At 67.4% G+C, this 20,567-nt stretch carries 25 protein-coding genes; 17 read left to right on the top strand and 8 right to left on the bottom strand.

The window, feature by feature from the left end; all coding sequences use genetic code 11:
- Positions 1-127: 127 nt before the first annotated feature.
- The gene (locus ACXMDP_RS06315; RefSeq protein WP_255099724.1) at positions 128-1,867 is read right to left on the bottom strand and encodes an ABC transporter ATP-binding protein; all 1,740 of its coding nucleotides are present in this window, start codon (positions 1,865-1,867) and stop codon (positions 128-130) included.
- Positions 1,868-1,905: 38 nt separating this feature from the next.
- On the opposite strand from ACXMDP_RS06315, the gene ACXMDP_RS06310 reads away from it, so the two are divergent.
- Positions 1,906-2,091, top strand: coding sequence for an RNA-binding S4 domain-containing protein (locus ACXMDP_RS06310; protein WP_259729252.1), 186 nt, complete (start codon positions 1,906-1,908; stop codon positions 2,089-2,091).
- 29 nt (positions 2,092-2,120) lie between these two features.
- Positions 2,121-2,861, top strand: a complete 741-nt coding sequence (gene tpiA, locus ACXMDP_RS06305; protein WP_259729251.1) for a triose-phosphate isomerase — start codon at positions 2,121-2,123, stop codon at positions 2,859-2,861.
- Between the two features lie 246 nt (positions 2,862-3,107).
- Here the strand turns inward: tpiA and ACXMDP_RS06300 are convergent, their stop codons facing one another.
- The gene (locus ACXMDP_RS06300; protein ID WP_094510373.1) at positions 3,108-3,383 is read right to left on the bottom strand and encodes a DUF3136 domain-containing protein; all 276 of its coding nucleotides are present in this window, start codon (positions 3,381-3,383) and stop codon (positions 3,108-3,110) included.
- Positions 3,384-3,954: 571 nt separating this feature from the next.
- On the opposite strand from ACXMDP_RS06300, the gene ACXMDP_RS06295 reads away from it, so the two are divergent.
- From ACXMDP_RS06295 to folP, 3 genes are read left to right on the top strand one after another with little or no spacing between them, the layout of a single operon-like run.
- On the top strand, positions 3,955-4,152 hold the full coding sequence (locus tag ACXMDP_RS06295) for a hypothetical protein (protein ID WP_144036871.1): 198 nt from the start codon (positions 3,955-3,957) through the stop codon (positions 4,150-4,152).
- Positions 4,149-4,787, top strand: coding sequence for a TPMT family class I SAM-dependent methyltransferase (locus tag ACXMDP_RS06290; RefSeq protein WP_259729250.1), 639 nt, complete (start codon positions 4,149-4,151; stop codon positions 4,785-4,787). Before ACXMDP_RS06295 ends, ACXMDP_RS06290 begins: the two co-directional genes overlap by 4 nt.
- 8 nt (positions 4,788-4,795) lie before the next feature.
- Positions 4,796-5,662: a dihydropteroate synthase gene (gene folP / locus ACXMDP_RS06285; protein ID WP_259729249.1), complete on the top strand. Its 867-nt coding sequence runs from the start codon at positions 4,796-4,798 to the stop codon at positions 5,660-5,662.
- On the opposite strand, the gene ACXMDP_RS06280 is transcribed toward folP, so the two are convergent.
- Positions 5,646-5,855 carry a hypothetical protein gene (locus tag ACXMDP_RS06280; protein WP_255099728.1) on the bottom strand — a complete coding sequence of 70 codons (210 nt, stop codon included), beginning with the start codon at positions 5,853-5,855 and terminating at the stop codon, positions 5,646-5,648. The genes folP and ACXMDP_RS06280 overlap by 17 nt on opposite strands.
- Before the next feature lie 23 nt (positions 5,856-5,878).
- The gene (locus tag ACXMDP_RS06275) at positions 5,879-9,901 is read right to left on the bottom strand and encodes a magnesium chelatase subunit H (RefSeq protein ID WP_259729248.1); all 4,023 of its coding nucleotides are present in this window, start codon (positions 9,899-9,901) and stop codon (positions 5,879-5,881) included.
- Positions 9,902-10,048: 147 nt separating this feature from the next.
- Here ACXMDP_RS06275 and dapB point away from each other — a divergent pair, with 147 nt between their 5' ends.
- The 5 genes from dapB to ACXMDP_RS06250 all read left to right on the top strand — a co-directional run bounded on the left by dapB (position 10,049) and on the right by ACXMDP_RS06250 (position 13,556).
- On the top strand, positions 10,049-10,927 hold the full coding sequence (dapB, locus tag ACXMDP_RS06270) for a 4-hydroxy-tetrahydrodipicolinate reductase (protein ID WP_399232836.1): 879 nt from the start codon (positions 10,049-10,051) through the stop codon (positions 10,925-10,927).
- Positions 10,928-10,931: 4 nt separating this feature from the next.
- On the top strand, positions 10,932-11,576 hold the full coding sequence (locus ACXMDP_RS06265; protein ID WP_094510368.1) for a hypothetical protein: 645 nt from the start codon (positions 10,932-10,934) through the stop codon (positions 11,574-11,576).
- Between the two features lie 154 nt (positions 11,577-11,730).
- The gene (locus ACXMDP_RS06260) at positions 11,731-12,003 is read left to right on the top strand and encodes a high light inducible protein (RefSeq protein WP_094510367.1); all 273 of its coding nucleotides are present in this window, start codon (positions 11,731-11,733) and stop codon (positions 12,001-12,003) included.
- A gap of 82 nt (positions 12,004-12,085) precedes the next feature.
- Positions 12,086-13,309, top strand: coding sequence for an FAD-dependent monooxygenase (locus ACXMDP_RS06255; protein ID WP_259729247.1), 1,224 nt, complete (start codon positions 12,086-12,088; stop codon positions 13,307-13,309).
- Between the two features lie 34 nt (positions 13,310-13,343).
- Entirely contained in the window at positions 13,344-13,556 is a 213-nt protein-coding gene (locus ACXMDP_RS06250) for a DUF2949 domain-containing protein (protein WP_094510365.1), read from the top strand.
- A gap of 26 nt (positions 13,557-13,582) precedes the next feature.
- On the opposite strand, the gene ACXMDP_RS06245 is transcribed toward ACXMDP_RS06250, so the two are convergent.
- The gene (locus ACXMDP_RS06245; RefSeq protein WP_255099730.1) at positions 13,583-14,140 is read right to left on the bottom strand and encodes an adenine phosphoribosyltransferase; all 558 of its coding nucleotides are present in this window, start codon (positions 14,138-14,140) and stop codon (positions 13,583-13,585) included.
- Between the two features lie 48 nt (positions 14,141-14,188).
- Between ACXMDP_RS06245 and ACXMDP_RS06240 the strand changes: the two genes are divergently transcribed.
- From ACXMDP_RS06240 to ACXMDP_RS06225, 4 genes are all read left to right on the top strand, one after another.
- Positions 14,189-14,734 (top strand): DUF3038 domain-containing protein, encoded by a 546-nt coding sequence (locus tag ACXMDP_RS06240; protein WP_094510363.1) that lies wholly within the window; start codon positions 14,189-14,191, stop codon positions 14,732-14,734.
- Positions 14,731-15,366, top strand: a complete 636-nt coding sequence (locus ACXMDP_RS06235; protein WP_094510362.1) for a DUF4335 domain-containing protein — start codon at positions 14,731-14,733, stop codon at positions 15,364-15,366. Before ACXMDP_RS06240 ends, ACXMDP_RS06235 begins: the two co-directional genes overlap by 4 nt.
- A gap of 173 nt (positions 15,367-15,539) precedes the next feature.
- Positions 15,540-15,785 carry a hypothetical protein gene (locus ACXMDP_RS06230; protein ID WP_094510361.1) on the top strand — a complete coding sequence of 82 codons (246 nt, stop codon included), beginning with the start codon at positions 15,540-15,542 and terminating at the stop codon, positions 15,783-15,785.
- A gap of 10 nt (positions 15,786-15,795) precedes the next feature.
- Positions 15,796-16,242, top strand: coding sequence for a hypothetical protein (locus ACXMDP_RS06225; RefSeq protein WP_259729246.1), 447 nt, complete (start codon positions 15,796-15,798; stop codon positions 16,240-16,242).
- Positions 16,243-16,272: 30 nt separating this feature from the next.
- Here ACXMDP_RS06225 and ACXMDP_RS06220 read toward each other — a convergent pair whose 3' ends face one another.
- Positions 16,273-16,725: an EF-hand domain-containing protein gene (locus ACXMDP_RS06220; RefSeq protein WP_158217396.1), complete on the bottom strand. Its 453-nt coding sequence runs from the start codon at positions 16,723-16,725 to the stop codon at positions 16,273-16,275.
- Between the two features lie 263 nt (positions 16,726-16,988).
- On the opposite strand from ACXMDP_RS06220, the gene ACXMDP_RS06215 reads away from it, so the two are divergent.
- From ACXMDP_RS06215 to ACXMDP_RS06205, 3 genes are all read left to right on the top strand, one after another.
- The gene (locus ACXMDP_RS06215; RefSeq protein ID WP_094510359.1) at positions 16,989-17,714 is read left to right on the top strand and encodes a response regulator; all 726 of its coding nucleotides are present in this window, start codon (positions 16,989-16,991) and stop codon (positions 17,712-17,714) included.
- Between the two features lie 3 nt (positions 17,715-17,717).
- Positions 17,718-19,049 carry an ATP-binding protein gene (locus ACXMDP_RS06210; protein WP_094510358.1) on the top strand — a complete coding sequence of 444 codons (1,332 nt, stop codon included), beginning with the start codon at positions 17,718-17,720 and terminating at the stop codon, positions 19,047-19,049.
- An 82-nt stretch (positions 19,050-19,131) separates the two neighbouring features.
- Positions 19,132-19,551 carry a hypothetical protein gene (locus ACXMDP_RS06205; protein ID WP_259729245.1) on the top strand — a complete coding sequence of 140 codons (420 nt, stop codon included), beginning with the start codon at positions 19,132-19,134 and terminating at the stop codon, positions 19,549-19,551.
- A gap of 58 nt (positions 19,552-19,609) precedes the next feature.
- Here the strand turns inward: ACXMDP_RS06205 and ACXMDP_RS06200 are convergent, their stop codons facing one another.
- Both ACXMDP_RS06200 and ACXMDP_RS06195 read right to left on the bottom strand, forming a co-directional pair.
- Positions 19,610-19,747: a hypothetical protein gene (locus ACXMDP_RS06200; protein ID WP_259729285.1), complete on the bottom strand. Its 138-nt coding sequence runs from the start codon at positions 19,745-19,747 to the stop codon at positions 19,610-19,612.
- 42 nt (positions 19,748-19,789) lie between these two features.
- Entirely contained in the window at positions 19,790-20,506 is a 717-nt protein-coding gene (locus tag ACXMDP_RS06195) for a hypothetical protein (protein ID WP_457767135.1), read from the bottom strand.
- Between the last annotated feature and the right edge of the window lie 61 nt (positions 20,507-20,567).

Genomic DNA, 20,567 nt, shown 5'->3' with positions numbered 1-20,567 from the left:
CCGGCGGTGCGAAGGGGGAGCGAGCGGCGTGGGGAGAAGAGCCGGGTGGGAGCCAGACCAGCAGAAAGCTGGAAGGGAGGCCAGCCAAGCGGCAGGCCGGGCTTGAGCCCGGCGATCCGGGACCTGCTCAGTCCGCCACGCGGATCAGCTGACGCTGGCACAGCTCGCGGTAACGCCCGCCCCGGGCCATCAACTGATCATGGCTGCCCGACTCGACGATGCTGCCGGACTCGAGCACCAGGATCTGATCGGCCTCCTGCACTGTTGCCAGGCGGTGGGCGATCACCAGCACGGTGCGGCCGGCCATCGCCTGGCGCAGGCCCTGCTGCACCGCCTCCTCTGCCTCCGCATCCAGGGCACTGGTGGCTTCATCGAGAAGCAACACCGCCGGATCGCCAAGCACCGCCCGGGCGATGGCCAGGCGCTGCAGCTGACCACCGGAGAAATTGCTGCCCCGCTCCTCGATACGGGCGTCGTAGCCGCCCGGCAGGGCTTCGATGAAACCGGCCGCGTTGGCCAGTGCGGCAGCCTGATGCACCTGTGCATCGGAGGCGACACGTCCGAAGCGGATCGCCTCGGCCACCGTGCCGGAGAACACGCTGCTCTGCTGGGGCACCAGGGCCACGGCACGGCGCAGGTCGCCGGAGCGCAGCCGGGCCAGATCCTGGCCGTCCAGCAGCACCCTGCCCCGCTGGGCGGTGTTGAAGCGCAGCAGTAATGAAAAGAGCGTGCTCTTGCCCGCGCCGGACGGTCCCACCAGCGCCACCAGCTGCCCGGGCTCAGCACAAAGCTCGAGGCCCTGGAGCACAGGGCGCTCGGGGTCGTAGCCGAACCAGACGCCCTCCAGACGCACCTCCCCACGCACGGGGCCCAGGGGCAGGGCGCCTGCATCGTCGGGAGGTTCAATCGGCTCCTGCTCGATCGCCCGCAGCCGCTTGAGCGAGGCCTGGCCCTGCTGGAGTTCGTTGTAGTTGGTCGTGAGGTGGGAGATCGGATCGATCAGCATCAGCAGGGCTGCCACATAGCTGCTGAAACCCTGGCTGGTGAGGCCGCCCGCCTGAATCCGCGAAGCGCCGATCAGCAGCACCGAAAGGATCCCAGCCGCTTCGATGAAGCCCACCACCGGATGCTGGAGCGCCAGCAGTCGCATGGTGCGGTAGCGGGCGCGGCGGTGCAGGTCGATCTCCTGCTCGAAGCGCTGCTGCAGCCAGGTCTCGGCGGCGAAGGCGCGCACCAGCGGCAGGCCTCCGATCGCTTCTCCCAGCAGGCCGGCCAGTTCGCTCACCTGCTTCTGGCTGCGTTCGGCCGCCCCCATCACCTTGGCTCCGAAGGCGCTCACCAGCACGGCCACCAGCGGCGCCAGCAACAGGGTGGCGAGCGACAACTTCCAATCGAGGAAGACCATGTAGCCGAACACCACGATCAGCTGCAGCAGGCTGGGGGTGGTGTCCTGAATCGTCTTGTAGATCACCTCCGCCACCCGGTCGGCGTCTTCGGTGAGGCGGTAGGTGAGATCGCCGGCGGAGAGCTTCTCCAGGGAGGCGAATTCCAGGCGCTGCAGGCGCGCGAACAGCTGGCTGCGCAACGCCTGGCCTACCTGCAGGGCCGGGGAGGCCAGCAGGGTGTCCTGGCCGAACTGGGCCAGCTTCTGCACCAGAAACACCAGCAGGGCCAGGCCGATCGCCCGCAGCACCGCCGGGAAATCACCGGCGCCGATAGAGGGGATCAGCTGACCGGCCAGCCAGGCGAGCAGGGGCCAGCAGGCCACGAAGATCACCATGCAGACCCCGCCGGCGATCAGATTGCGGCGATGGGGCCCGAGCAGCGGCAGCAGCCCGCGAAAACCGGCCGGTGGGGGTGCGAGCATCGGCGAACCTTATCAGCGCCCTTTCGGCGCCTCCCTGGGTGCGGCTTGACCAGTTCCTCAAATGGCAGGGCGTGATGGCCACAGGCGGCGAGGCCAAGCTGCGGGTGCAGAACGGTGAGGTGCGCGTGAACGGCGCCATCGAGCTGCGCCGCGGCCGCCAGCTGCTGGCGGGCGACCGGGTGGAGTGGCAGGGCATTGAGTTGGAGGTACCCCCCTCGGCCTAGGTTGTTGGGCACCTCAGCGAGAGAAGGCGGTGCGCAAGGCGGTGATTGCAGGCAACTGGAAAATGCACATGACCTGCGCAGAGGCGCGGGCCTACGCCGGAAGCTTCGTGCCATTGATGGCCGATCTTCCTGAGGATCGGGTGGTGGTGCTGGCGCCGCCCTTCACCGCCATCGCCGCGCTGAGCGAAGCCCTGGCAGGGAGCGACATCAAGCTCTCCAGCCAGAACGTCCATTGGGACAACGGCGGCGCCTACACAGGCTCCATCTCGGCGGAGATGCTCAAGGAGCACGGGGTGACGTACGCGATCGTGGGCCACAGCGAGCCCCGCAAGTACCACTCCGAGAGCGATGAGCAGATCAATCGCCGCGCCCTCAGCGCCCAGGCGGCCGACCTGATCCCGATCGTGTGTGTGGGTGAAACCGACAGCCAGCGCAGCGCTCGCGAGACCGAGCGGGTGATCCGCCGCCAGGTGGAGCAGAGCCTGGAGGATCTTGATCCCAGCCGAATGGTCGTGGCCTATGAGCCGATCTGGGCGATCGGCACCGGCAAGACCTGCGACGCCGCTGAGGCCAACCGAATCTGTGGCCTGATCCGCAGCTGGGTGGGTTATCCGGATGTGGTGATTCAGTACGGCGGCTCGGTGAAAGCCGACAACATCGACCAACTGATGGCTCAGAGCGACATTGACGGTGTGCTGGTGGGGGGCGCTTCGCTCGACCCGATCAGCTTTGCCCGCATCGCCCAGTACCGCGTGCCGGTCACCATCTGAGCCCTGGCCTGGAGCATCGGATCGGGCCGATCCGAATGGATTCGCCGCTCTCGGCCAGATCGAGTTGCGGCGACAGTTGCCGGCGGAACAGCCATGGAAGTTCAAGCCATCGCGGCCCAGGCCTCGGATGTTCAAGCCATGGCTCAGCAAGCCACGGCTGGTTATGGAAATCAGCTCGCCATCCTGCAGGCTTGAATTCCGGGAGCGGCAACGCCCAATCTGGCGCTGATCAGCTGGACATCAGAATCAGGTGCTGGGAGCGGGGGAGCCGCTGGTGCCCAACGAGCCGTTGTTCGGGAGGTCGCCGTATTCACGTTTCAGCAGCACGTAGAGGTAATCGGGCGACTTATAGCGGGAGGGGTAGCAGTGAAAGATGGTTTCGAGGCGATCCCAGCAGACGGTTCGTTGGATCTTGACGAGGGATTTTCCCTCTCTTACCAGGATGCGGAGGGCCTTGCAATAGAGATGATAATTCGCTTCGAGTTCGCCAACGGTGAGATTGGCCGCGCGCGCTTCGGTCATGTGGTGAACTCCTAGGGATTCACGCCAACTGGCGTGGATGAGAAAAAAGACTTACCGCCTGCCATCCGTAGCGTTGTGGCTGGATGGCCTCTCCACTAACCGCTCTCAACCACGTGGCCATCCCTCATGAAAAACTCAGGCGGGGAACACTCCTTGCGGAGGCCATACCACAAGGGCCGCAGGGGCATTGTCCTCAGCGGCATTGTGCTCCGCAGGCCACTGTGTTCATTCAACCCTGCCATGGGCCCGGGGCATGTTTGTGGCGGACATGGAGGGAACGAAACGCCAACATCAATGCAATGGCTGAAGCGAACGTTCTGCTCCCTGCACGACCCTACGGCGACCCACGCACCACTGCGGTCGCCAGGGAGGCCCGACATCAAGCTTCATTTTCTACATCACGACATATGAAGCAGGCCAGCAGAAATACTCATGCAAACCCACGGCCCACAACGGTGGAACCCACAGACATGGAGCTCATGACTCCGGCAGCAACCGCGCAGGCTCGCTACACAGAATTCACATGGAAACAGCGGCCTTTCCTACAACCAGTGGCATGAATGACAACGCGATGAGCACTCTTTCCTTCCCCTTGCATCCGGATGAATGGCGGCGCATCCGTGAGGCTCTCCGCTACCAGGCCCGCGACCTGCACCATCGCTCCTACGCGGTGGATGCCGTGCGTCGGGAGTTGCTGTGGGAGGAGATGGATCGCTGCCTGCAGCTCGCCGATCGGATCGAGGTCTTGCTGGCGGAGCCGGAACCATGAGCCCGCCTGAGCCGCCGCAGGGTGCCCTTGCCTGGGACCATCGCTACCGGGAGGGAACCGATGCCTGGGAGCTTGGTCAGCCGGCGCCACCGCTGCAGGCGTTTCTTCAGCACCACGCGCTGGCTCCAGAACCTCCGGGGAGGGTGCTGGTGCCGGGCTGTGGGCGCGGCCACGAGGCGGCCCTGCTCGCTGCCGCCGGCTTTGCCGCGGTTGGCCTTGATTTCAGCGCAGCGGCGCTGGCAGAGGCCGAGCGGCTGCACGGCAGCGGCCCCGCGCTGCAATGGCTGCAGGCCGACCTGTTCAATCCTCCGGCGCTTGCCGCTGCAGGGCTCACGGCCGGCAGCCTTGAAGGGGTGCTGGAGCACACCTGCTTCTGCGCCATTGATCCTTCACAGCGGAGCACCTACCTCACCACGCTGCGGGAGTTGCTGGCTCCCGGCGGCTGGCTGCTGGGTCTGTTCTGGTGTCACCCGCGCCCGGGTGGGCCGCCCTACGGCGCCGAGGCCGGCGCCCTGGCTCGGCAGGTTGAGCAGGCAGGGTTCACCAAGGCCTGCTGGGAAGCGGCTGTGGGCTCCGCCAGTGGCCGCAACGGGCAACCACGCGATCATGAGTGGCTGGGCTTGTGGCGGCGGTGAACACGGCAATGGCAACGTCCTCGGCTCCGGCCCTGGCCTGGGGAACGCGCACCTATGTGATGGGGGTGCTCAACCTCACCCCCGATTCCTTCAGCGACGGGGGGCGCTATCCCACGCCGGAGGCGGCGCTGCGCCAGGCCCGGCGCATGGTGGCGGCGGGCGCCGATCTGCTCGACCTGGGCGGTCAGAGCACACGCCCCGGCGCCGCCGAGATCAGCGCCAGCGAAGAAATGGCCCGGGTGCTGCCGGTGCTCGCGCTGATCCGTGCCGCCTTTCCGGACGGCAGAGGGCCGTTGCTGTCGGTCGACACCTTTCGCGCTGCGGTGGCCGAAGCGGCCCTGGCCGCCGGTGCCCACTGGATCAACGACGTCAGCGGTGGGCGGCGCGAGCCGGAGCTGTTACAGGTGGTAGCGGCGGCCGGCTGCCCCTACGTGCTGATGCACAGCCGCGGCGACAGCCGCACCATGCACCAGCTCGCCACCTACAAGGCTGTGACGGCAGAGGTGGGCGAGGAGCTGCTGTGGGCCACGGAGCGGGCCGTGGCCGCCGGAGTGAACACCGCGCAGGTGATCTGGGATCCGGGCCTGGGCTTCGCCAAGACCACCGAACACAACCTCACCCTGGTGCGTGAGTTGAGCCAGTTGCGTGCCGCAGGCTTCCCCCTGCTGGTGGGCCCTTCACGCAAACGCTTCATCGGCGCTGTCCTGGAGGAGCCACGGCCGCGGGCACGCCTGTGGGGAACGGCGGCGGTGAGCGCCTTGGCCATCAGCCAGGGAGCCGATGTGCTGCGCGTGCATGATGTGGGCCCGATCGCCCAGACGGCCCGCATGGTGGACGCCGTCATGAGGTCGCAGGGACTCAGTCTTGAGGGGTGAGGAAGCGGCCGGAGAGGCGCACCGCCAACACCACCGCCGCGATCCCGTACGAGGTGAACGTGATCGCCTGAGCAACCGTGCCGGCGTCATACGCGCCGCGCTCCAGCAGCACGAAATCGGCCAGGGAAGACGCCGTGCCCCAGAGCAGCACCCAGACGCTCACGTAAGCCACACCTTTGAGGGCTGGAGACATAAAAGGACCGCGATGGATGGACCTTAGGCGGTGGTGACCCCTTCAATGCGATCTTCGATCTCCTGGTAAATCTCCTGCAGTTGGGCGATGTTTTCATCGCTGGTTTCCCAGTAGCCGCGGCCGTTAACTTCCAGCAGCGTGCCCACGATGCGGCGGAAGCTGTGGGGGTTGAGCTCCATCAGCCGCTTGCGCATCTCCTCATCGTTGATGAAGGTGTCGTTGGCCTCCTCGTACACGAAGTTGTCGACAGCGCCGCTGGTGGCACTCCAGCCCAGGGTGAAGTTGAGCCGCTTGGCCACCTCACGCACACCCTCGTAGCCGGAGTTGAGCATGCCCTCATACCACTTGGGATTGAGAAGCTTGGTGCGTGAATCGAGGCGGATCGTTTCGCTCAGGGAGCGCACCTGAGCGTTGGCCGTGGTGGTGTCGGCAATGTAGCTGGTGGGGGCCTTGCCGTCGTCGCGCAGGCCGGCGATCAGCTTGGTGGGGTCGGAGTCGAAGTAGTGGCTCACGTCGGTGAGCGAGATCTCCGCCGAATCCAGGTTCTGGAAGGTTACGTCGGCGGTTTTCATCGCCGACTCGAACACCTCCCGGTTCTGATTCATCTCCCCGGGGTTGTCGGCATTGAAGGCGAAGGTTTTGCGGGAGAGGTACATCTCCTGCAGTTCGCCCTCCTCCTCCCAGGTGCTGTTCTCCACCGCCAGGTTCACGTTGGAGCTGTAGCTGCCGCTGGCATTGGAGAACACCCGGGTGGCCGCCTCGCGCAGGCTGATGCCCTGGGCCGCAGCCTGCTCCTGGCTGTGCTTGCGCACAAAGTTCATCTCCATGGGCTCATCGGCCTCGGCGGCCATCTTCACGCCCTGATCGATCAGCCCCATCTGATTGATGAAGAGATCGCGAAACACCCCGGAGCAGTTCACCACCACATCGATGCGGGGGCGCCCCAGCTCCTCCAGCGAGATCAGCTCCAGCTTGTTCACGCGGCCGAGGGAATCGGGCACGGGGCGCACACCGATGAACCAGAGGATCTGCGCCAGCGATTCGCCGTAGGTCTTGATGTTGTCGGTGCCCCAGAGCACGCAGGCGATCGTCTCCGGCCAGGTTCCCTGTTCGGCTCGCTGGCGTTCGATCAGCCGGTCGACCACCACCTTGGCTGCCGCGATCGCGGCGCGGGTGGGAATCGCCTGGGGATCAAGGGCGTGGATGTTCTTGCCGCTGGGCAGCACGCCGGGGTTGCGGATCGGATCACCGCCGGGGCCGGGGATCACATATTCGCCATCAAGAGCCCGCAGCAGGCTCTCCATTTCCATGTCGGCGCAGATCTGCTCGAGACAGAAGCGCAGGTAGCCGAACAGGTTGTCGAGCTCGGCGGCATCCACCCCGGGAAAACCCGCCGCCCGGCAGGCACTCAGCCAGGGGCTGGGCAGCCGCACTCCGAAACGCTCCAGCAGATCGAAGAACCAGCCGAAGTTGCCGCGCAGGTTGACGCGGCCATCGCTGCCGGTGACGGAACGCACCATCGAGGCCACCGCCTTGCGGCACGCCTCGGTGATCGTCTGGTTGAGCTCCACATCCGCCAGCACACCGGCGTCATTGCCTTTGTAGACATCGGTGATCGTGCGGTCCAGGCTTTCGGCCAGCAGGGCCGGCAGGCTGCGGTAGCCCTCCTCTTCCCGCTCAAGGGCGGCGATGTTCACCAGGGTGGCGATCGCCTCCTCGGCGGTGGGGGGCTTGCCGATCGTGTGCAGGCCACAGGGCAGCAGCCGGCTCTCGATCTCCATCAGCTGGCGGTACACCGCCCCCACCACGGCGTCACGGCCATCGAGATCGAGCGCGCTGGCTTCCCCCTCCGGCAGGGTCACGTCCTTGTCGAGGTTGCACTGACGCGCCGTTTCCACGATCGCGTTGACGATCTGCACACCCCTGGAGCTCTCACGCAGCTGCTGGTAGGAACCCACCAGCTCGCCCAGCTCCTTGAGCCCCTTGTAGAGGCCGGCGTTTTCAGCTGGAGGGGTGAGGTAGCTGATTGTGGCGGCGTAGCCGCGCCGCTTGGCGATCGTGGCCTCCGAAGGGTTGTTGGCCGCGTAGTAATAGAGGTTGGGCAGGGCACCGATCAACGAATCGGGGTAGCAGGTTTCGCTCATGCCCATCTGCTTGCCGGGCATGAACTCCAGCGAGCCGTGGGTGCCGAAGTGCAGCACCGCATCGGCGCCCCAAACCTTCTCCAGGTAGGTGTAGTAGGCGGCAAAACCGTGATGAGGGCTGGCGCTGCGGGAATAGAGCAGCCGCATCGGATCGCCCTCGTAGCCGAAGGTGGGCTGCACCCCCACGAACACGTTGCCGAAGTGGCGGCCGTAGATCAGCAGGTTGGTGCCATCGGAGTTGAGGTTGCCGGGCGGCTTGCCCCAGTTCTCCTCGAGCCGCTCGGAATAGGGAGTGAGGCGCTCGTACTCCTCCACGCTCATGCGGTGGGCGATCGCCAGCTCCGGAGCACCCTGCAGCGCTTCGGGGTCATTGATCACCGCTTCCATCAGCGCCTTGGCATCCCGCGGCAGGTTCTGCACGTCGTAGCCCTTGCGCTTCATCTCCTCCAGCACCCGGTGGATCGAGCCGAACACGTCGAGGTAGGCGGCGGTGCCCACATTTCCCTTGTCGGGCGGGAAGCTGAACACCGTGATCGCCAGCTTCTTGTCGATGCGCGGCTTGGTGCGCAGCGAAGCCCAGCGGATCACCCGTTCGGCGATCGCTTCCACCCGGTCCTGCAGGGTGTGGGCCTTGCCGGTGGCGTCGTCGCGGCCGCTGAGCACGATCGGCTCGATCGCGCCATCCAGTTCGGGGATGGCGATCTGCAGGGCCACCTGCACCGGGTGCAGGCCCAGGTCGCTTTCTTCCCACTCCTGGGTGGTCTGGAACACCAGGGGCAGGGCCACCATGTAGGGCCGGTTGAGCTTGGAAAGCGCCTCGATGGCGCGGGGATGGTCCTGGCGGGCCGGGCCGCCGATCAGGGCGAAGCCGGTGAGGCTCACCACCCCATCCACGATCGGCTGCTCGGGATTGAGCGGGTCGTAGAAGAAGGCCTTTACCGGTTTGGAGAAGTCGAGACCACCGCAGAACACCGGGATCACGGTGGCGCCGCGGTATTCGAGCTCCTGAATCACTGCCACGTAGTGGGCGTCATCGCCGGTGACGATGTGGCTGCGCTGCAGCACCAGGCCGATCACCGGGCCACTGCGGGCCTTGTCGCTCAGATCCTGCCGGCTGGCCTGCCAGTTGAGGTATTCCTTGAGGTCTTCGAACATCCCCGGCGCCATCGGGTGCCAGATGCCGAGGTCGGGGAACACCACCGGTTCGGCCACCTCCAGCAACGGGCGGTCGCTCTCACCGCGGGGAAAGGCGTACTTGTCGGCCAGCATCAACAGGAAGTTGCGCAGGTTGTCCGGCGTGCCGCCCAGCCAGTACTGAAAGCTCAGCATGAAGGAGCGGGCATCCTGCGCCTTCTCCACCGGCAGGTACTTGAGCACCGTCGGCAGGGTGTTGAGCAGCTTCAACATCGCGTCCTGGAAGCCGGCCCCATTGGCCTCCTTCCGCTTCTTCATGAAGCTGGCGATGGCGCTCTTGCTCTGGCCCAGCTGCGCCATCGAGAAGGTGCCCAGCTTGTTGAGGCGCATCACCTCGGGCATCGAGGGGAACACCACCACGGCCTTGAGCCGGTCGCGGTGGGGGGCCACGGCCTCCACCACCTTCTGGGCCAGGTCCTCGATGAAGATCAGCGAGGCGATGAACACGTCGGCCGCCGCCACATCGGCGCAGAAGGCGGCGTAGTTCTCCGGATCACGCAGCTCCTCGATCAGGTAGCCGCACAGCTCCACCGCCAGGGCCGGGTTGTGCTCGTTGAGGCTGGTGGCGGCCGTGGTGAGGGCGTTCTGGTACTGGGGTTCGAGCACGACATACACCGCCTTCATCACCGGGCGGCCGTCCGAGCCCGCAGGGGTGGCGCATCCGGCCGGGCTGACCCGACGGCTGGCGGAGCGGACCTGCGTGAACATGGGCGTGCAGATTGAGCAATGTGAAGGAGCCTACGGAAAGCGGCGGCGGCAGGTGGGGTTTCCGGCCAAGGCGTAACAGGCCCGTGCCCAGCCGGCCTGCCCCGCGACGGCCATAGGCTCGCCCCAGCGAAGAGCCTGTCTGCGCCCATGACCGCCACCCCACCACCGGCGCCTGCGATGCCGCCCGCCACTTCGGCGGAGCCGATCCCCGTGGTGGTGGCCGGCGCCCTCGGCCGCATGGGCGCGGAGGTGATCAGGGCCGTGCTGGCCGCCCCCGATTGCGCATTGGTGGGAGCCGTCGACACCACCCCCGGGGCCGAGGGCGACGACGTGGGCGAGCGGCTGGGCCTGGGGCCGCTGGAGCTGGCGGTCACGGCCGATCTGGAAGGTTGCCTCTGCCAGGCCAGCCAGGCGGCCCGCCACCAGAGCGCCGGCGCCGTGCTGGTGGATTTCACCCATCCGAAGGTGGTGTACGAGCACACCCGGGCCGCCATCGCCTACGGGGTGCACCCGGTGATCGGCACCACGGGCCTCTCCCCCACGCAGCTGGAGGATCTGGCCAGTTTTGCCGCCAAGGCGGGCATCGGCGGTGCCGTGATCCCCAACTTCTCGGTGGGCATGGTGCTGCTGCAGCAGGCCGCCGCGGCCGCCGCCCGCTTCTACGACTTCGCCGAACTCACCGAACTGCACCACAACCGCAAGGCCGATGCCCCCAGCGGCACCTGCATCAAGACCGCCGAGCTGATCGAGGAGCTGGGGAAATCCTTCAATGCCGCCCAGGTGGAGGAGAGCGAAACCCTGGCGGGCTGCCGCGGCGGCCGGCGCGAGAGCGGCCTGCGGCTCCATTCGGTGCGCCTGCCCGGTCTGGTAGCCCACCAGGAGGTGATGTTCGGCGCGGCGGGCGAAACCTATACCCTTCGCCACGACACGATCGACCGCTCCGCCTACATGCCCGGAGTGCTGCTCACCGTGCGCCGGGTGCGGCAGCTGCAGGGGCTCGTCTACGGCCTCGAACGTCTGCTCTGAGGCCATGCTGGTTCCCGTCAAGCCCGCTGAGCTCCAGAAACTGATCCCGGCGGTGGCCAGCGGTCCGCAGTTCAACGCCTGCAGCGGCAACCCCCGCAAGATCCTGCAGCGGGTGCTGATCGCCGTGATCGGTGGGGTGATCTCGCTGCTGATCGCCCAGAGCCAGTTCTCCTACCGCTTCGGGCCGGTGTGGCTGGTGGCGGGCTTCGTGTTCCTGCTCTATGTGCTCTGGGGCCCGATCCTGGAGGCGGGGCGCAAGAACAGCGTGCTGCGCCGCTACCCGGCAGGGGCGATCTTCGAAGGGGTGGTGGCCGATCTGTTCACCCGCGAGCTGGTGGAGGAACGGAAGGAGCAGGCCGATGCCCGCGGACGGCTGGAGCTGGTGGAGAACCGTCGCACCTGGCTGTGCCTGGAGCTGGAAGACGACGACGGTTACCTGGGCCAGATCCGCTTCCCGATGGAAAAGAAGCACAAGGTGATCCGCCGGGGCATGGTGATCCGTTGCCTGGCCCTGAGCGAGCGGCCCGATTTCGTGCGCATCGGCGCCCTCACCGACGCCTGGTTGCCGCAGCTGAAGCTCTGGGTCGGCGAGTACCCCTATCTGCTGCGCCCAGCCTTCGAGGAGCTCTGCCTGCGGCGCCTGCGCTGAAGCCCGCCGGCAGCCAGCGCCGTGGCCGCGCAGACACCGGGTCGCCTCCACCGGGGTGCTTGGACTGGGGAGGGCATGCGCCTGAGCATTCGCGACATCCGTTTACGTTGCGCAATATTCTGTTACATTGATCCCATCACCACCGAGGAGCCCCATGGCCCAGGCCACCACCACCGCCCCCGTCTCCGCCACTGAGCGCGCCACCATTCGCGGCGCCACCGTCACCACCGAAGACGGCGGCCGCCTCAATGCCTTCGCCACCGAGCCCCGCATGGAAGTGGTGAGCGCCGAGAGCGGCTGGGGCTTCCATGAGCGCGCCGAGAAGCTCAATGGCCGTATGGCCATGCTCGGCTTCATCGCCCTGCTCGCCACTGAGTTCGCCCTCGGCGGTGAGGCCTTCACCCGCGGCCTGCTCGGCATCGGCTGATCGCCGGCCCGCACGGGCCGGTGGGGATCACCGGCCACGCCCCCTCAACCAGCCGCAGCAGAATTCTGCTGCGGCTTTTTTCATGGGCGATTCCCTGGACCGGCATTCCGACCATCTGACCAGCGAGCTGCAGGCCCGGGTCCGCGGCGCCGGTCCCACCGGCGCCCTGGCCGCCCTGGCCCTGGCCGAGGCCGGCTGGCAGGTGGAGCTGGAGGATCCGCTCACCGCCAGCCAGCTGCTGGCCCGCAACCGCGCCTACGCGCTCACCCATTCCAGCCGCCGTCTGCTGGAGCGCCTGCAGCTGTGGGAGGAGCTCGCTCCGGCGCTGGCGCCGTTCCGAGCCCTGGAACTCCACGACCTCGAGCTGGGCCTACAGGTGCCCTTCACCGCCCGCGATCTCGGCCGTCGGGCAGCGTCATCCTCCACCGCCGTGGCGTCCACAGGTTCAGCCTCCAGCGGCGACGCCGTGGGCTGGGTGGTGCGCCACACGCCCCTGATGGAGCTGCTGCTGAGGCGGCTGGAGGGTGATGGGCGCGTGCAGCTGGCGCTCGGCAGCCCCGGCAGCCAGACACCGGTGGATCTGCTGGTGGCGGCCGAGGGCGCCGCCTCCTCCACCCGTCAGGGCCTGGGTCTGGCCCACTGGCGCCTTCCTTACAGCCAGTCGTGTCTGAGCGTGCAGGTGCGCCTGCGCGGCTCCGCCAGCGATCAGGCCTGGGAGCTGTTCCGCGCCGAGGGCCCCTTCGCCGTGCTGCCCCTGGGCGGCGATCGCTTTCAGCTGGTGTGGAGCGGCCCGGCCCAGCGCATGCGGCGGCTGGAGAGCCTCGACCCCGTGGCCTTTCTCGACCGGCTGGCCGGCGCCCTGCCCGATGGCCTGCAGGCCGACGCTCTCCTGGACGCGCCGCGGGCATTCCCCGCCGCCCTGGAGCTGAGCGGGGGCTTTCACCGGGGCAACACCGTGCTGGTGGGCGAGACCATGCACCGCTGCCACCCGGTGGGGGGGCAGGGCCTCAACCTCTGCTGGCGAGATGTGGCCGTGCTGCACAAACTGGCGGCCCGCACCGCCCGGGGCAGGCTGCGCCTCAGCCGGCTGCCGGCGGCCTACGGCCGTCGCCGTTGGCCCGATGTGCTGCTCACCCTGCTGGCCACCGACGCCCTGGTGCGGCTGTTCTCGAACCGGCAGTGGCCACAGCGCAGCGTGCGCCAGATCGGCCTGGGTCTGCTGGGCCGGCTGCCGCTGCTGCGGCGCCTCAGTCTCCGGACCATGACCCTCGGTCCTTGCCAGCTACTGGCGCGCTGGTCAGAGTGATGGCGAACTCCAGCCGGTGCTTCCCTTCCGGGCCATGGTGAAGAGCACCTCCCCCCAACCGGTGCCGTCGTCCGCGCTGGTGCGTTACCTGCGCCGGGAGCTGGGTCTGAGCGAAAACGCCCTGGCCCTGGGTGTCAAGCAGGCCCAGCTGGAGCAGGCGCCGCTGCCGGTGATTCTCTGGCGGTTCGGGCTGATCAGCCTGGAGCAGCTCGATCAGGTGCTCGGCTGGCAGGACAGCCAGGATTAAGGACGGTTCAGACCTGCCGCCGTCCCTCAGCTGTAAATGATCAGCGACTCCACCGGATGTCCACCGGGCAGCCGCCGGCGGCCCTCCAGGCCGGCCAGCTCGGCCACGAACCCGAAGCCGCAGAGCGCCCCACCGGCCTCCTCCACCAACTGAGCGCAGGCGGCGGCGGTGCCACCGGTGGCGAGCAGGTCATCGACGATCAGCACACGAGCGCCATCGGCGAGGGCATCGTGCTGGATCTCCAGACGATCGGTGCCGTACTCCAGCGCATAATCCACGCCACGCACCTGCCCGGGCAGTTTGCCGGGTTTGCGCACCGGCACGAAGCCCAGCTCCACCACGGTGGCCAGGGCAGTGCCCACGATGAAGCCGCGGGATTCGATCCCCACGATCAGTTCGGGCTGCAACCGCTCGCACACCTCACTCAGCTGGCGCATCACCTCCTGCCAGCCGAGCGGATCACGCATCAACGGGGTGAGATCCCGGAACAGGATGCCGGGCTTGGGGAAGTCAGGAATGTCTCGCACCAGCTGGCGCAGATCGGGCGGCTGTGCCCTTTCGAGCGAAGGAGATAGGGCGGCCATGGCGGGGGCGGATGACGGATCGGCTCAGGCGCTGGCATCATCGCAGCCATGGCCGATGCAACCCTGACTGAATCCCGATCCCCCAGCCGGCTCAACCGGCGCGGACTGGAACGGCTGGATCTGATGCTGTTGAGCGTGGAAGCCCTCGATCTCAACGGGGGAGAAGCGATGGTGTTCATGGCCCGCCAGCTGGGCTTCGGCGACCTCTTCCCCAACCGGGTGGAGCTGTGGAAACGGCGTTGCTACAACCCACTGCGCCTGGCCTGCCGCCGGGGCGAACTGAGCGAAACCGAAACCGACGCGCTGATCTCGGTGCTGTGCGCCCTCGCCGAGCGCATCTATCCCATGCTCCGCCAGCTGCTGTCATCGTCTGAGCCGGATGTGGTGAGCGTCCAGCGCTGGGAATTGTTCCGCCAGCGCCTCGAGGAGCTGGTGCGGGAACGGCTGAACCCCCGCCGCGGGGGGGTTCAGAAGCTCCTTGACCCCGCGGAGGGCGCCCGTCGCCGTCTTCAGCTCGTGCAGAGTCTGGCCCTCGGCGCCGGTGCGGGGGGATTTGACCGTCTCAAGGCCAGCCTTATGGATGCCGCGGCATGAAACAGAGTTATCGCTACGAGCAGACAAGCTGCCGCCTGCGCCTTGATGGCCTTCCGGATCTGTCCGCCTCCCAGGACGGCGATGCGATCGGCATCCTGACGGGCTGGGAACTCGACCTGATCGGGCGGCCGTCGCTGGAGGGAAAACGCAACCATCTTGAGGCCCTGCTGAGCGTGGTGTTGCCCTATGCCCGCCACCTGGTGAGCGGGGTGCCGCGCCGCTTCGGTGGTGAAGGTTCACCGGTGCAGATCGAACCCCTCGGCTCTGGCGAACAGAGCCGGCACCGCCTGCGGCTGTTCAGCAGCCAGCCGGACACGCCTCCCCTCGAACTCGACTTCGACGACGCCGAGCTGGCAGATCTCGTGCGCTGCCTCGACCAGTTGCGGCTCGATCCACGTGTGCAGCTCGGCTTCACAATTCCCACCGAGCTGCCGCTGCAGCGCCGCGAAATCCTCGAGCGGGTACCGCTGCGGCGACGGTTGCTCTCCCCGGCGGCAGGGTTGGCAGCGCTGGTGATCACCTCCTCGCTCAGCCTGCTGGTGCCGCTGCCCAAGCCTGTCGCCCCGGGAGGAGAGACCCGACCGGCCGCCACCAGTGCACCGACGACCCCACCGGCCCAAACCGCCCCCTGAACCAGCAACGAGCGTTGCGATCCCAACACCTGGCCCCCAGAACACCCATTACTCTTTCAATGTGTGATCAACGGCACATGGGGAGACGGCTAGGTCCCATGACCGGAACTGGCACACTCCGCCGGCGGGATCCCATCCGTTGAAGGAAAGAACCAAGCCTTGAACACTGCCCGATGACAAAGAGCTGGTCGGAATTGCGGCGCCGCGTGATTCGCCTCGGAGCCTCCTTGGATGTGGTGGTGCGCAGCGATCCGGAAGTGTGCGGCCTCAGCGGCAAGGACTTCCACCTGTCGCTTCACCACGGCGGCCAGGGCGACTGCACTGTGGAAGGGCTCAGCCTGGTGGATTGTCCGAACGAACTGGTGTTGATTGAGTTCGAGCGCTGGATGCGAGGCGCTGGGTACTCCTTCGACACCTGAGCCTGTGGCGATGAACCGCAAACCCGATCCCGGGTTCACCCCCAAGTCGGTTCGCAAGGTGTTTCGCAAGCGACGCACCCGTTCAACCTTGCGCGAGTGCCTGCTCGCCTTGCTCAACGCGACTATCGGGCTGGGGTTGCTGGTGGCGCTGCTGCAACTTCCCTCTCGGCTGGATTCGCTCCTGCTGGTGAGCAAGGTCATCAGTGCCGTGCTCGCTGGCCTCGGCCAGATCGGGCTGGGCCTGCTGCAGTTGCTCGCCGGGCTGGCCCAGCTGCTGGGCCTGCTGGTGGTGGTGGCGCTGGCCGTCGGTGCCCTGTGGTTGATGGGCAACGGAGTGTTCCGGCTGGTGCGCCTGCTGGTTCCGGGTGTGGGCAACAGCCTGCGGCTACCGCCGGGCATGGGCCGGGCCATGGCCAAGCTCACCACGATCCGTCCGCCCACTCGACCGCCGCACTAACCCGCAAACCGCCTTCATACCCTGCCGGCGTCAATGTCCTGGGGACAGTGAGCGGCGCAACCACCACAGCTCCTCCAACGAAACGCTGCGATCGCGGTTGCGATCCGCTTCGGTGAACTGACGCCACAGCCATGGGAACCCCGCCGCCTCAGCAGGACTGAGCTGGCCGTCGCGGTTGGTGTCGGCGCGCCGAAAGGTGTCCTGCAGGCGGTTGCCGAGGAAGTGACGCTGGTTCGGGGCCAAGTCCGAGGGCAGTAAGTACCCCCGCCGGCCCTGATCAAGCCGATTGAAATTGATTTCCAGAAACGGATGTCCCCTCACTTCGGCCGGGGTCAGGCGGCCATCGCCATCCCGATCCAGCCGCTGAAACCAGGCTTCCAGCTTCTGTTGATACCTCAGCAGTTGCAAGGTCTCCTGGCACTGCACCGCAGCGGGGCTGACCACCAGGCACCACAAGGCAAGCAGGGAAAGCAAGCGCACCATGGGCCACTGCGCCGCAGGGTTGCATCGCGCCAGAACAACGGCGCGCTGGGGGCGGGATCGAGGGCCTGGCCGTGGCATGCGAGCACCTTATGGAGAAGGTGGCGTCATGGGGTGACCGCGAGCCAGCTGATTCTGAGCAAGCCATGACCGGATCCGACCGTTCCCGGCTTGGGTCATCTTTGAACATGTCCCTCGCCCGTGTCCTCAGGCTTGCTCTGGTCATTCCTCCATACAGTCGGTGCAGAACGGGACTTCTCCCAGCCATGAGCCGAGCCCACACCATCTGGGTGGTGGATGACGACCCCGAGCTTCGCCAGCTGCTCAGCAGCTATCTCACCGATCAGGGTTACGAGGTGCGCTGCCTCAACGATGGCCGCCAGCTGATCGCGCGCCTCGAATTCCAGCGCCCCGACCTGGTGGTGCTCGATCTGATGCTGCCGGGCGAGGACGGGCTCACCCTGCTGCGCCGTCTGCGCGACAACCAGGACGACCTGCCGGTGGTGATGCTCACGGCCAAGGGCGAGGCCGTGGACCGGATCATCGGCCTTGAACAGGGAGCCGATGATTACCTCGCCAAGCCGTTCCTGCCGCGGGAGCTCACCGCCCGGATCGAGGCGGTGCTGCGGCGCCGCGGCAACCTGCCGGCGGGCACTCCGGTGGCCGGCGGTGAGCTGGTGGAATTCGGCGACAACGTGCTGGATCTTTCGGCGCGAACGCTTGAACGGGAAGGCAAGAGCATCACGATCACCAGCGGGGAATTCAGCCTGCTGGCCGCTTTCGTGCAGCATCCCCACCGCCCACTGTCGCGTGAACGCCTGATCGAACTGGCCCGCGGTCCAGACAGCGACACCGACAGCCGCAGCATGGACGTGCAGGTGTCACGGGTTCGCCGCCTGATCGAACCTGATGCCAGCCGCCCTCGCTACCTTCAGACGGTGTGGGGCTACGGCTACGTGTTCGTGCCGGATGGGGCCCCACGGGGCCGCTGAGTCATGGCGGCCTCCCTGCGTTCGGCGGCGCTGCTCTGGCGCCTGGGGGGCTTCTTTCTCGGCGGCTGGGGGCTCAGTCTGCTGCTGCTGCAGATGTTGCTCGGCTCCACACTCGGCCGCTCTCAGATCGACCAGATGGGTCCGCAGGTGGCCCTGAATCTGCGCCTTTCGGAGCTGGCACTGGAGCGTTTTCCACCGTCCACGGTTTCCCAGCTCAGCGGCCTGCAGCTCGGGGTGGGGCAACCGCCCCGGCCGCGGCGTCGGCCTTGGTGGCAGGGCCAGGCCAGCGATGCCCTGCTCGACCGCCAGGCCGCCCAACTGCAGCTCGAACTCTGCCGCCGCCTGCCACGCTGTCCGGTGGTGGTACCCACCGAGGGCGAGAACCGCGGGGTGTGGATCGAGCTGGCCTCACCGCTGGAGCCGGTGTGGCTCTATGCCGCTATCCGTCCCCAGCTCGGTTGGCCGCCCGATCCGCAGCTGGTCACACTCTCGCTGGTGAGCGGCAGCATCATGGCGGGCGCCTTGTTTCTGCTGCTCGAAGTGCAGCGGCCTCTGCGGCAGCTAGAGCGGGCGCTGGGCCGCGTCGGCCTGGAAACGCAACCGGATCGTCTCTCCCAGCGGGGAGCGCCGGAGGTGCGGCGGCTGGCAGGGCACTTCAACGCCATGCTCGAACGGCTGGACAACAGCGAACGCGACCGGGCCACGATGCTGGCCGGCATTGCCCACGACCTAAAGAGTCCGCTCACCCGCCTGCGGCTGCGCCTGTCGCTGGGCAAGGGACCGGATCTGGTCAGCAGCGAGCGGGCCAAAGCGGAGGCGGATCTCGACGATCTCGAGCGGATCACTGGCCAGTTCCTGCTGTTCGCTGGCGGCGGCGGCAGCGAGCTGGCCGTGGAGGTGCCGCTCGAAGAGCTGCTGGCGGAACTGGCGGCGCGCTACGACGGTCGCCCGCTCGAGCTCGACCTGACCCCCGTGCAGGCCTGGGTGCAACCGATCGCCCTGGGCCGGGCCGTCGCCAATCTGATCGACAACGCCCTCAGCTACGGGGAGCCGCCGGTGCGGCTCCGGCTGCGCCCTTTGCCTCGGCAGGGTTTCGAGATGGAGGTCTGGGATCAGGGGAAGGGCATCGCCGAAAGCCAGCGTTCCCAGGCCCTCTTACCGTTCCAACGGCTCGATCAGGCCCGCGGCGGCCACGGGCACTGCGGCCTGGGCCTGGCGATTGCCCAGCGGGTCGCCCGCGCCCATGGCGGCGACGTGTCGCTGGTCACCGGCGAGCCCACCGGTTTCTGTGTGCGCTTCACGGGGCATTCGCTGAACCCGCGCCAGGCGAGCTGATTCCTGGCCGTGACGGGGCGGTGATGATGGGCAGACCATCGACTGCCTGCCTCCGCACCGCTGTCCCCCTGCCGCCTTCCCCATGTCCCCACCCCGGTCGTCCGATCTCCCCGATGGCGAAGCCCCCGATGGCGATGACCAAATTGGCGATGCATGGGAAGACGATCTGCAGGAACGGGACGGGGCCGATCCCACTCCGGCGATTCCAGCCACTGCGCCGTTACTGGGGCCTGATGGAACGCTGCTTTACACCGGCAGCGATGGAATGCAGTACATCGTCTGCGGCGACCCCGATGCGGCGGAGCGCGCACGGCTTCTGGGTGCCTTCGAAGCGCTGCGGGCTGGAGCAGGTCCGCTGGAGGAACTGATCCAGGCCAGCCGGAGCTGGCGGGATGCCGCCTGTGGCCGCGGCCTCAGCCAGGAGCAGGCCATCGAGGTGTTGCTGGGCCGGTTGAGGCAGGCACTGGGCGATGGGGCTGATCCTGCCGACGAATCCACTTGAGCATCGACGTGAGCGGCCGGTCTGGACAGGACTGGCCGGGCTATGGCCTGACTCCGCCTCAGTTCAGCCGGGCCAGCCAGAGCCCGGCCAGCTGCCACGACGACCAGAGGAACGCCAGCAGGAAGAGCCAGTTGAGCCAGGCCGGCCGGCGCTTGTTTTCCGGAATCATCTCCGCCGTCCCCACTGAGGCGATCATCGCAGGCGCTGTGAAGCCAGGGCCCATGCGGTGGCAGCGAGCTCAGGGCTCGGGGCAGGACACCAGCCGGTAAGGCAGCTCGCTGCCGGGACACAGCCCCCAGGTGCGCCCGGAATCGGCATGCAGCCAGCGCACCACGCGAGCACCACCTGTTGCACCTGGCGGTTTCGGCTCAACCTGGTCCGCATCGATCAGCTTCTGCGCCGGCATCACCTGCTGCAAGATCGCCTGCTCTGGCAGCGTGATCACGCTGAGGTTCACGGCATCGCGGCGGTAGTCGTAGCGGCAGAAACCCAGGCCCGTGCCCGAGCAGTCACTCAGGCTGGCCAGGCTGTTGCCGGCCAGCTTGCGATCAAGCGCATCCGGCTGGCGCCCGGGGGCCGGGCGCCAGCCGAGCCTGCGCAGATGCCTGTCGGCGGCCAATACCGGCCAGCCCACCCGCAGCAGACCCGCCAACGCCGGCGGCGAGGGAACTGGGGGAGCCGAGCCAGTGAGCAGGGCAGCCCCCAGCAGGCCCGCCAACCCCCCCGGCAGCAGAACAAACGCACGGGAGGAGCACCGGCGCGCGATCCCCTGGGACAGGGCGGGAAATGGAGGGGTGGATCTTCTGCGCATGCCGTGATGGCCACCCGAGCCGTTTTTTCCTTCCTGGGATTCCCTGGCTGGGGAGCCCTTCATCTGCACCTGCCCCATGCGGGCAACCCGGCCGCCGCTGCTCTGCGGTTGGAAACGGCAAGCCTCGACGGCGAGGCCGAACACCCAGGAGCAGGAGGCGCCGGCGGTGGGCTGCTCACGGGCTTTCTGCGTCGCTATGGGGAAG

The organism is Cyanobium sp. ULC065 (genome assembly GCF_977927515.1).
Note: the sequence above shows the minus strand (reverse complement) of the source record. Positions and strands in the feature narration are given on the sequence as shown.

Coding starts and splice junctions, on each gene's coding strand:
- ACXMDP_RS06290 (WP_259729250.1), top strand. CDS start 4,149: ATGAGCCCGCCTGAGCCGCCGCAGGGTGCCCTTGCCTGGGACCATCGC.
- ACXMDP_RS06260 (WP_094510367.1), top strand. CDS start 11,731: ATGGCCCAGGCCACCACCACCGCCCCCGTCTCCGCCACTGAGCGCGCC.
- folP (WP_259729249.1), top strand. CDS start 4,796: ATGGCAACGTCCTCGGCTCCGGCCCTGGCCTGGGGAACGCGCACCTAT.
- ACXMDP_RS06255 (WP_259729247.1), top strand. CDS start 12,086: ATGGGCGATTCCCTGGACCGGCATTCCGACCATCTGACCAGCGAGCTG.
- ACXMDP_RS06295 (WP_144036871.1), top strand. CDS start 3,955: ATGAGCACTCTTTCCTTCCCCTTGCATCCGGATGAATGGCGGCGCATC.
- dapB (WP_399232836.1), top strand. CDS start 10,049: ATGACCGCCACCCCACCACCGGCGCCTGCGATGCCGCCCGCCACTTCG.
- ACXMDP_RS06245 (WP_255099730.1), bottom strand. CDS start 14,140: ATGGCCGCCCTATCTCCTTCGCTCGAAAGGGCACAGCCGCCCGATCTG.
- ACXMDP_RS06235 (WP_094510362.1), top strand. CDS start 14,731: ATGAAACAGAGTTATCGCTACGAGCAGACAAGCTGCCGCCTGCGCCTT.
- ACXMDP_RS06200 (WP_259729285.1), bottom strand. CDS start 19,747: ATGATCGCCTCAGTGGGGACGGCGGAGATGATTCCGGAAAACAAGCGC.
- ACXMDP_RS06205 (WP_259729245.1), top strand. CDS start 19,132: ATGTCCCCACCCCGGTCGTCCGATCTCCCCGATGGCGAAGCCCCCGAT.
- ACXMDP_RS06250 (WP_094510365.1), top strand. CDS start 13,344: ATGGTGAAGAGCACCTCCCCCCAACCGGTGCCGTCGTCCGCGCTGGTG.
- ACXMDP_RS06275 (WP_259729248.1), bottom strand. CDS start 9,901: ATGTTCACGCAGGTCCGCTCCGCCAGCCGTCGGGTCAGCCCGGCCGGA.
- ACXMDP_RS06315 (WP_255099724.1), bottom strand. CDS start 1,867: ATGCTCGCACCCCCACCGGCCGGTTTTCGCGGGCTGCTGCCGCTGCTC.
- ACXMDP_RS06240 (WP_094510363.1), top strand. CDS start 14,189: ATGGCCGATGCAACCCTGACTGAATCCCGATCCCCCAGCCGGCTCAAC.
- ACXMDP_RS06230 (WP_094510361.1), top strand. CDS start 15,540: ATGACAAAGAGCTGGTCGGAATTGCGGCGCCGCGTGATTCGCCTCGGA.
- ACXMDP_RS06210 (WP_094510358.1), top strand. CDS start 17,718: ATGGCGGCCTCCCTGCGTTCGGCGGCGCTGCTCTGGCGCCTGGGGGGC.
- ACXMDP_RS06280 (WP_255099728.1), bottom strand. CDS start 5,855: ATGTCTCCAGCCCTCAAAGGTGTGGCTTACGTGAGCGTCTGGGTGCTG.
- ACXMDP_RS06300 (WP_094510373.1), bottom strand. CDS start 3,383: ATGACCGAAGCGCGCGCGGCCAATCTCACCGTTGGCGAACTCGAAGCG.
- ACXMDP_RS06225 (WP_259729246.1), top strand. CDS start 15,796: ATGAACCGCAAACCCGATCCCGGGTTCACCCCCAAGTCGGTTCGCAAG.
- ACXMDP_RS06265 (WP_094510368.1), top strand. CDS start 10,932: ATGCTGGTTCCCGTCAAGCCCGCTGAGCTCCAGAAACTGATCCCGGCG.
- ACXMDP_RS06220 (WP_158217396.1), bottom strand. CDS start 16,725: ATGGTGCGCTTGCTTTCCCTGCTTGCCTTGTGGTGCCTGGTGGTCAGC.
- ACXMDP_RS06215 (WP_094510359.1), top strand. CDS start 16,989: ATGAGCCGAGCCCACACCATCTGGGTGGTGGATGACGACCCCGAGCTT.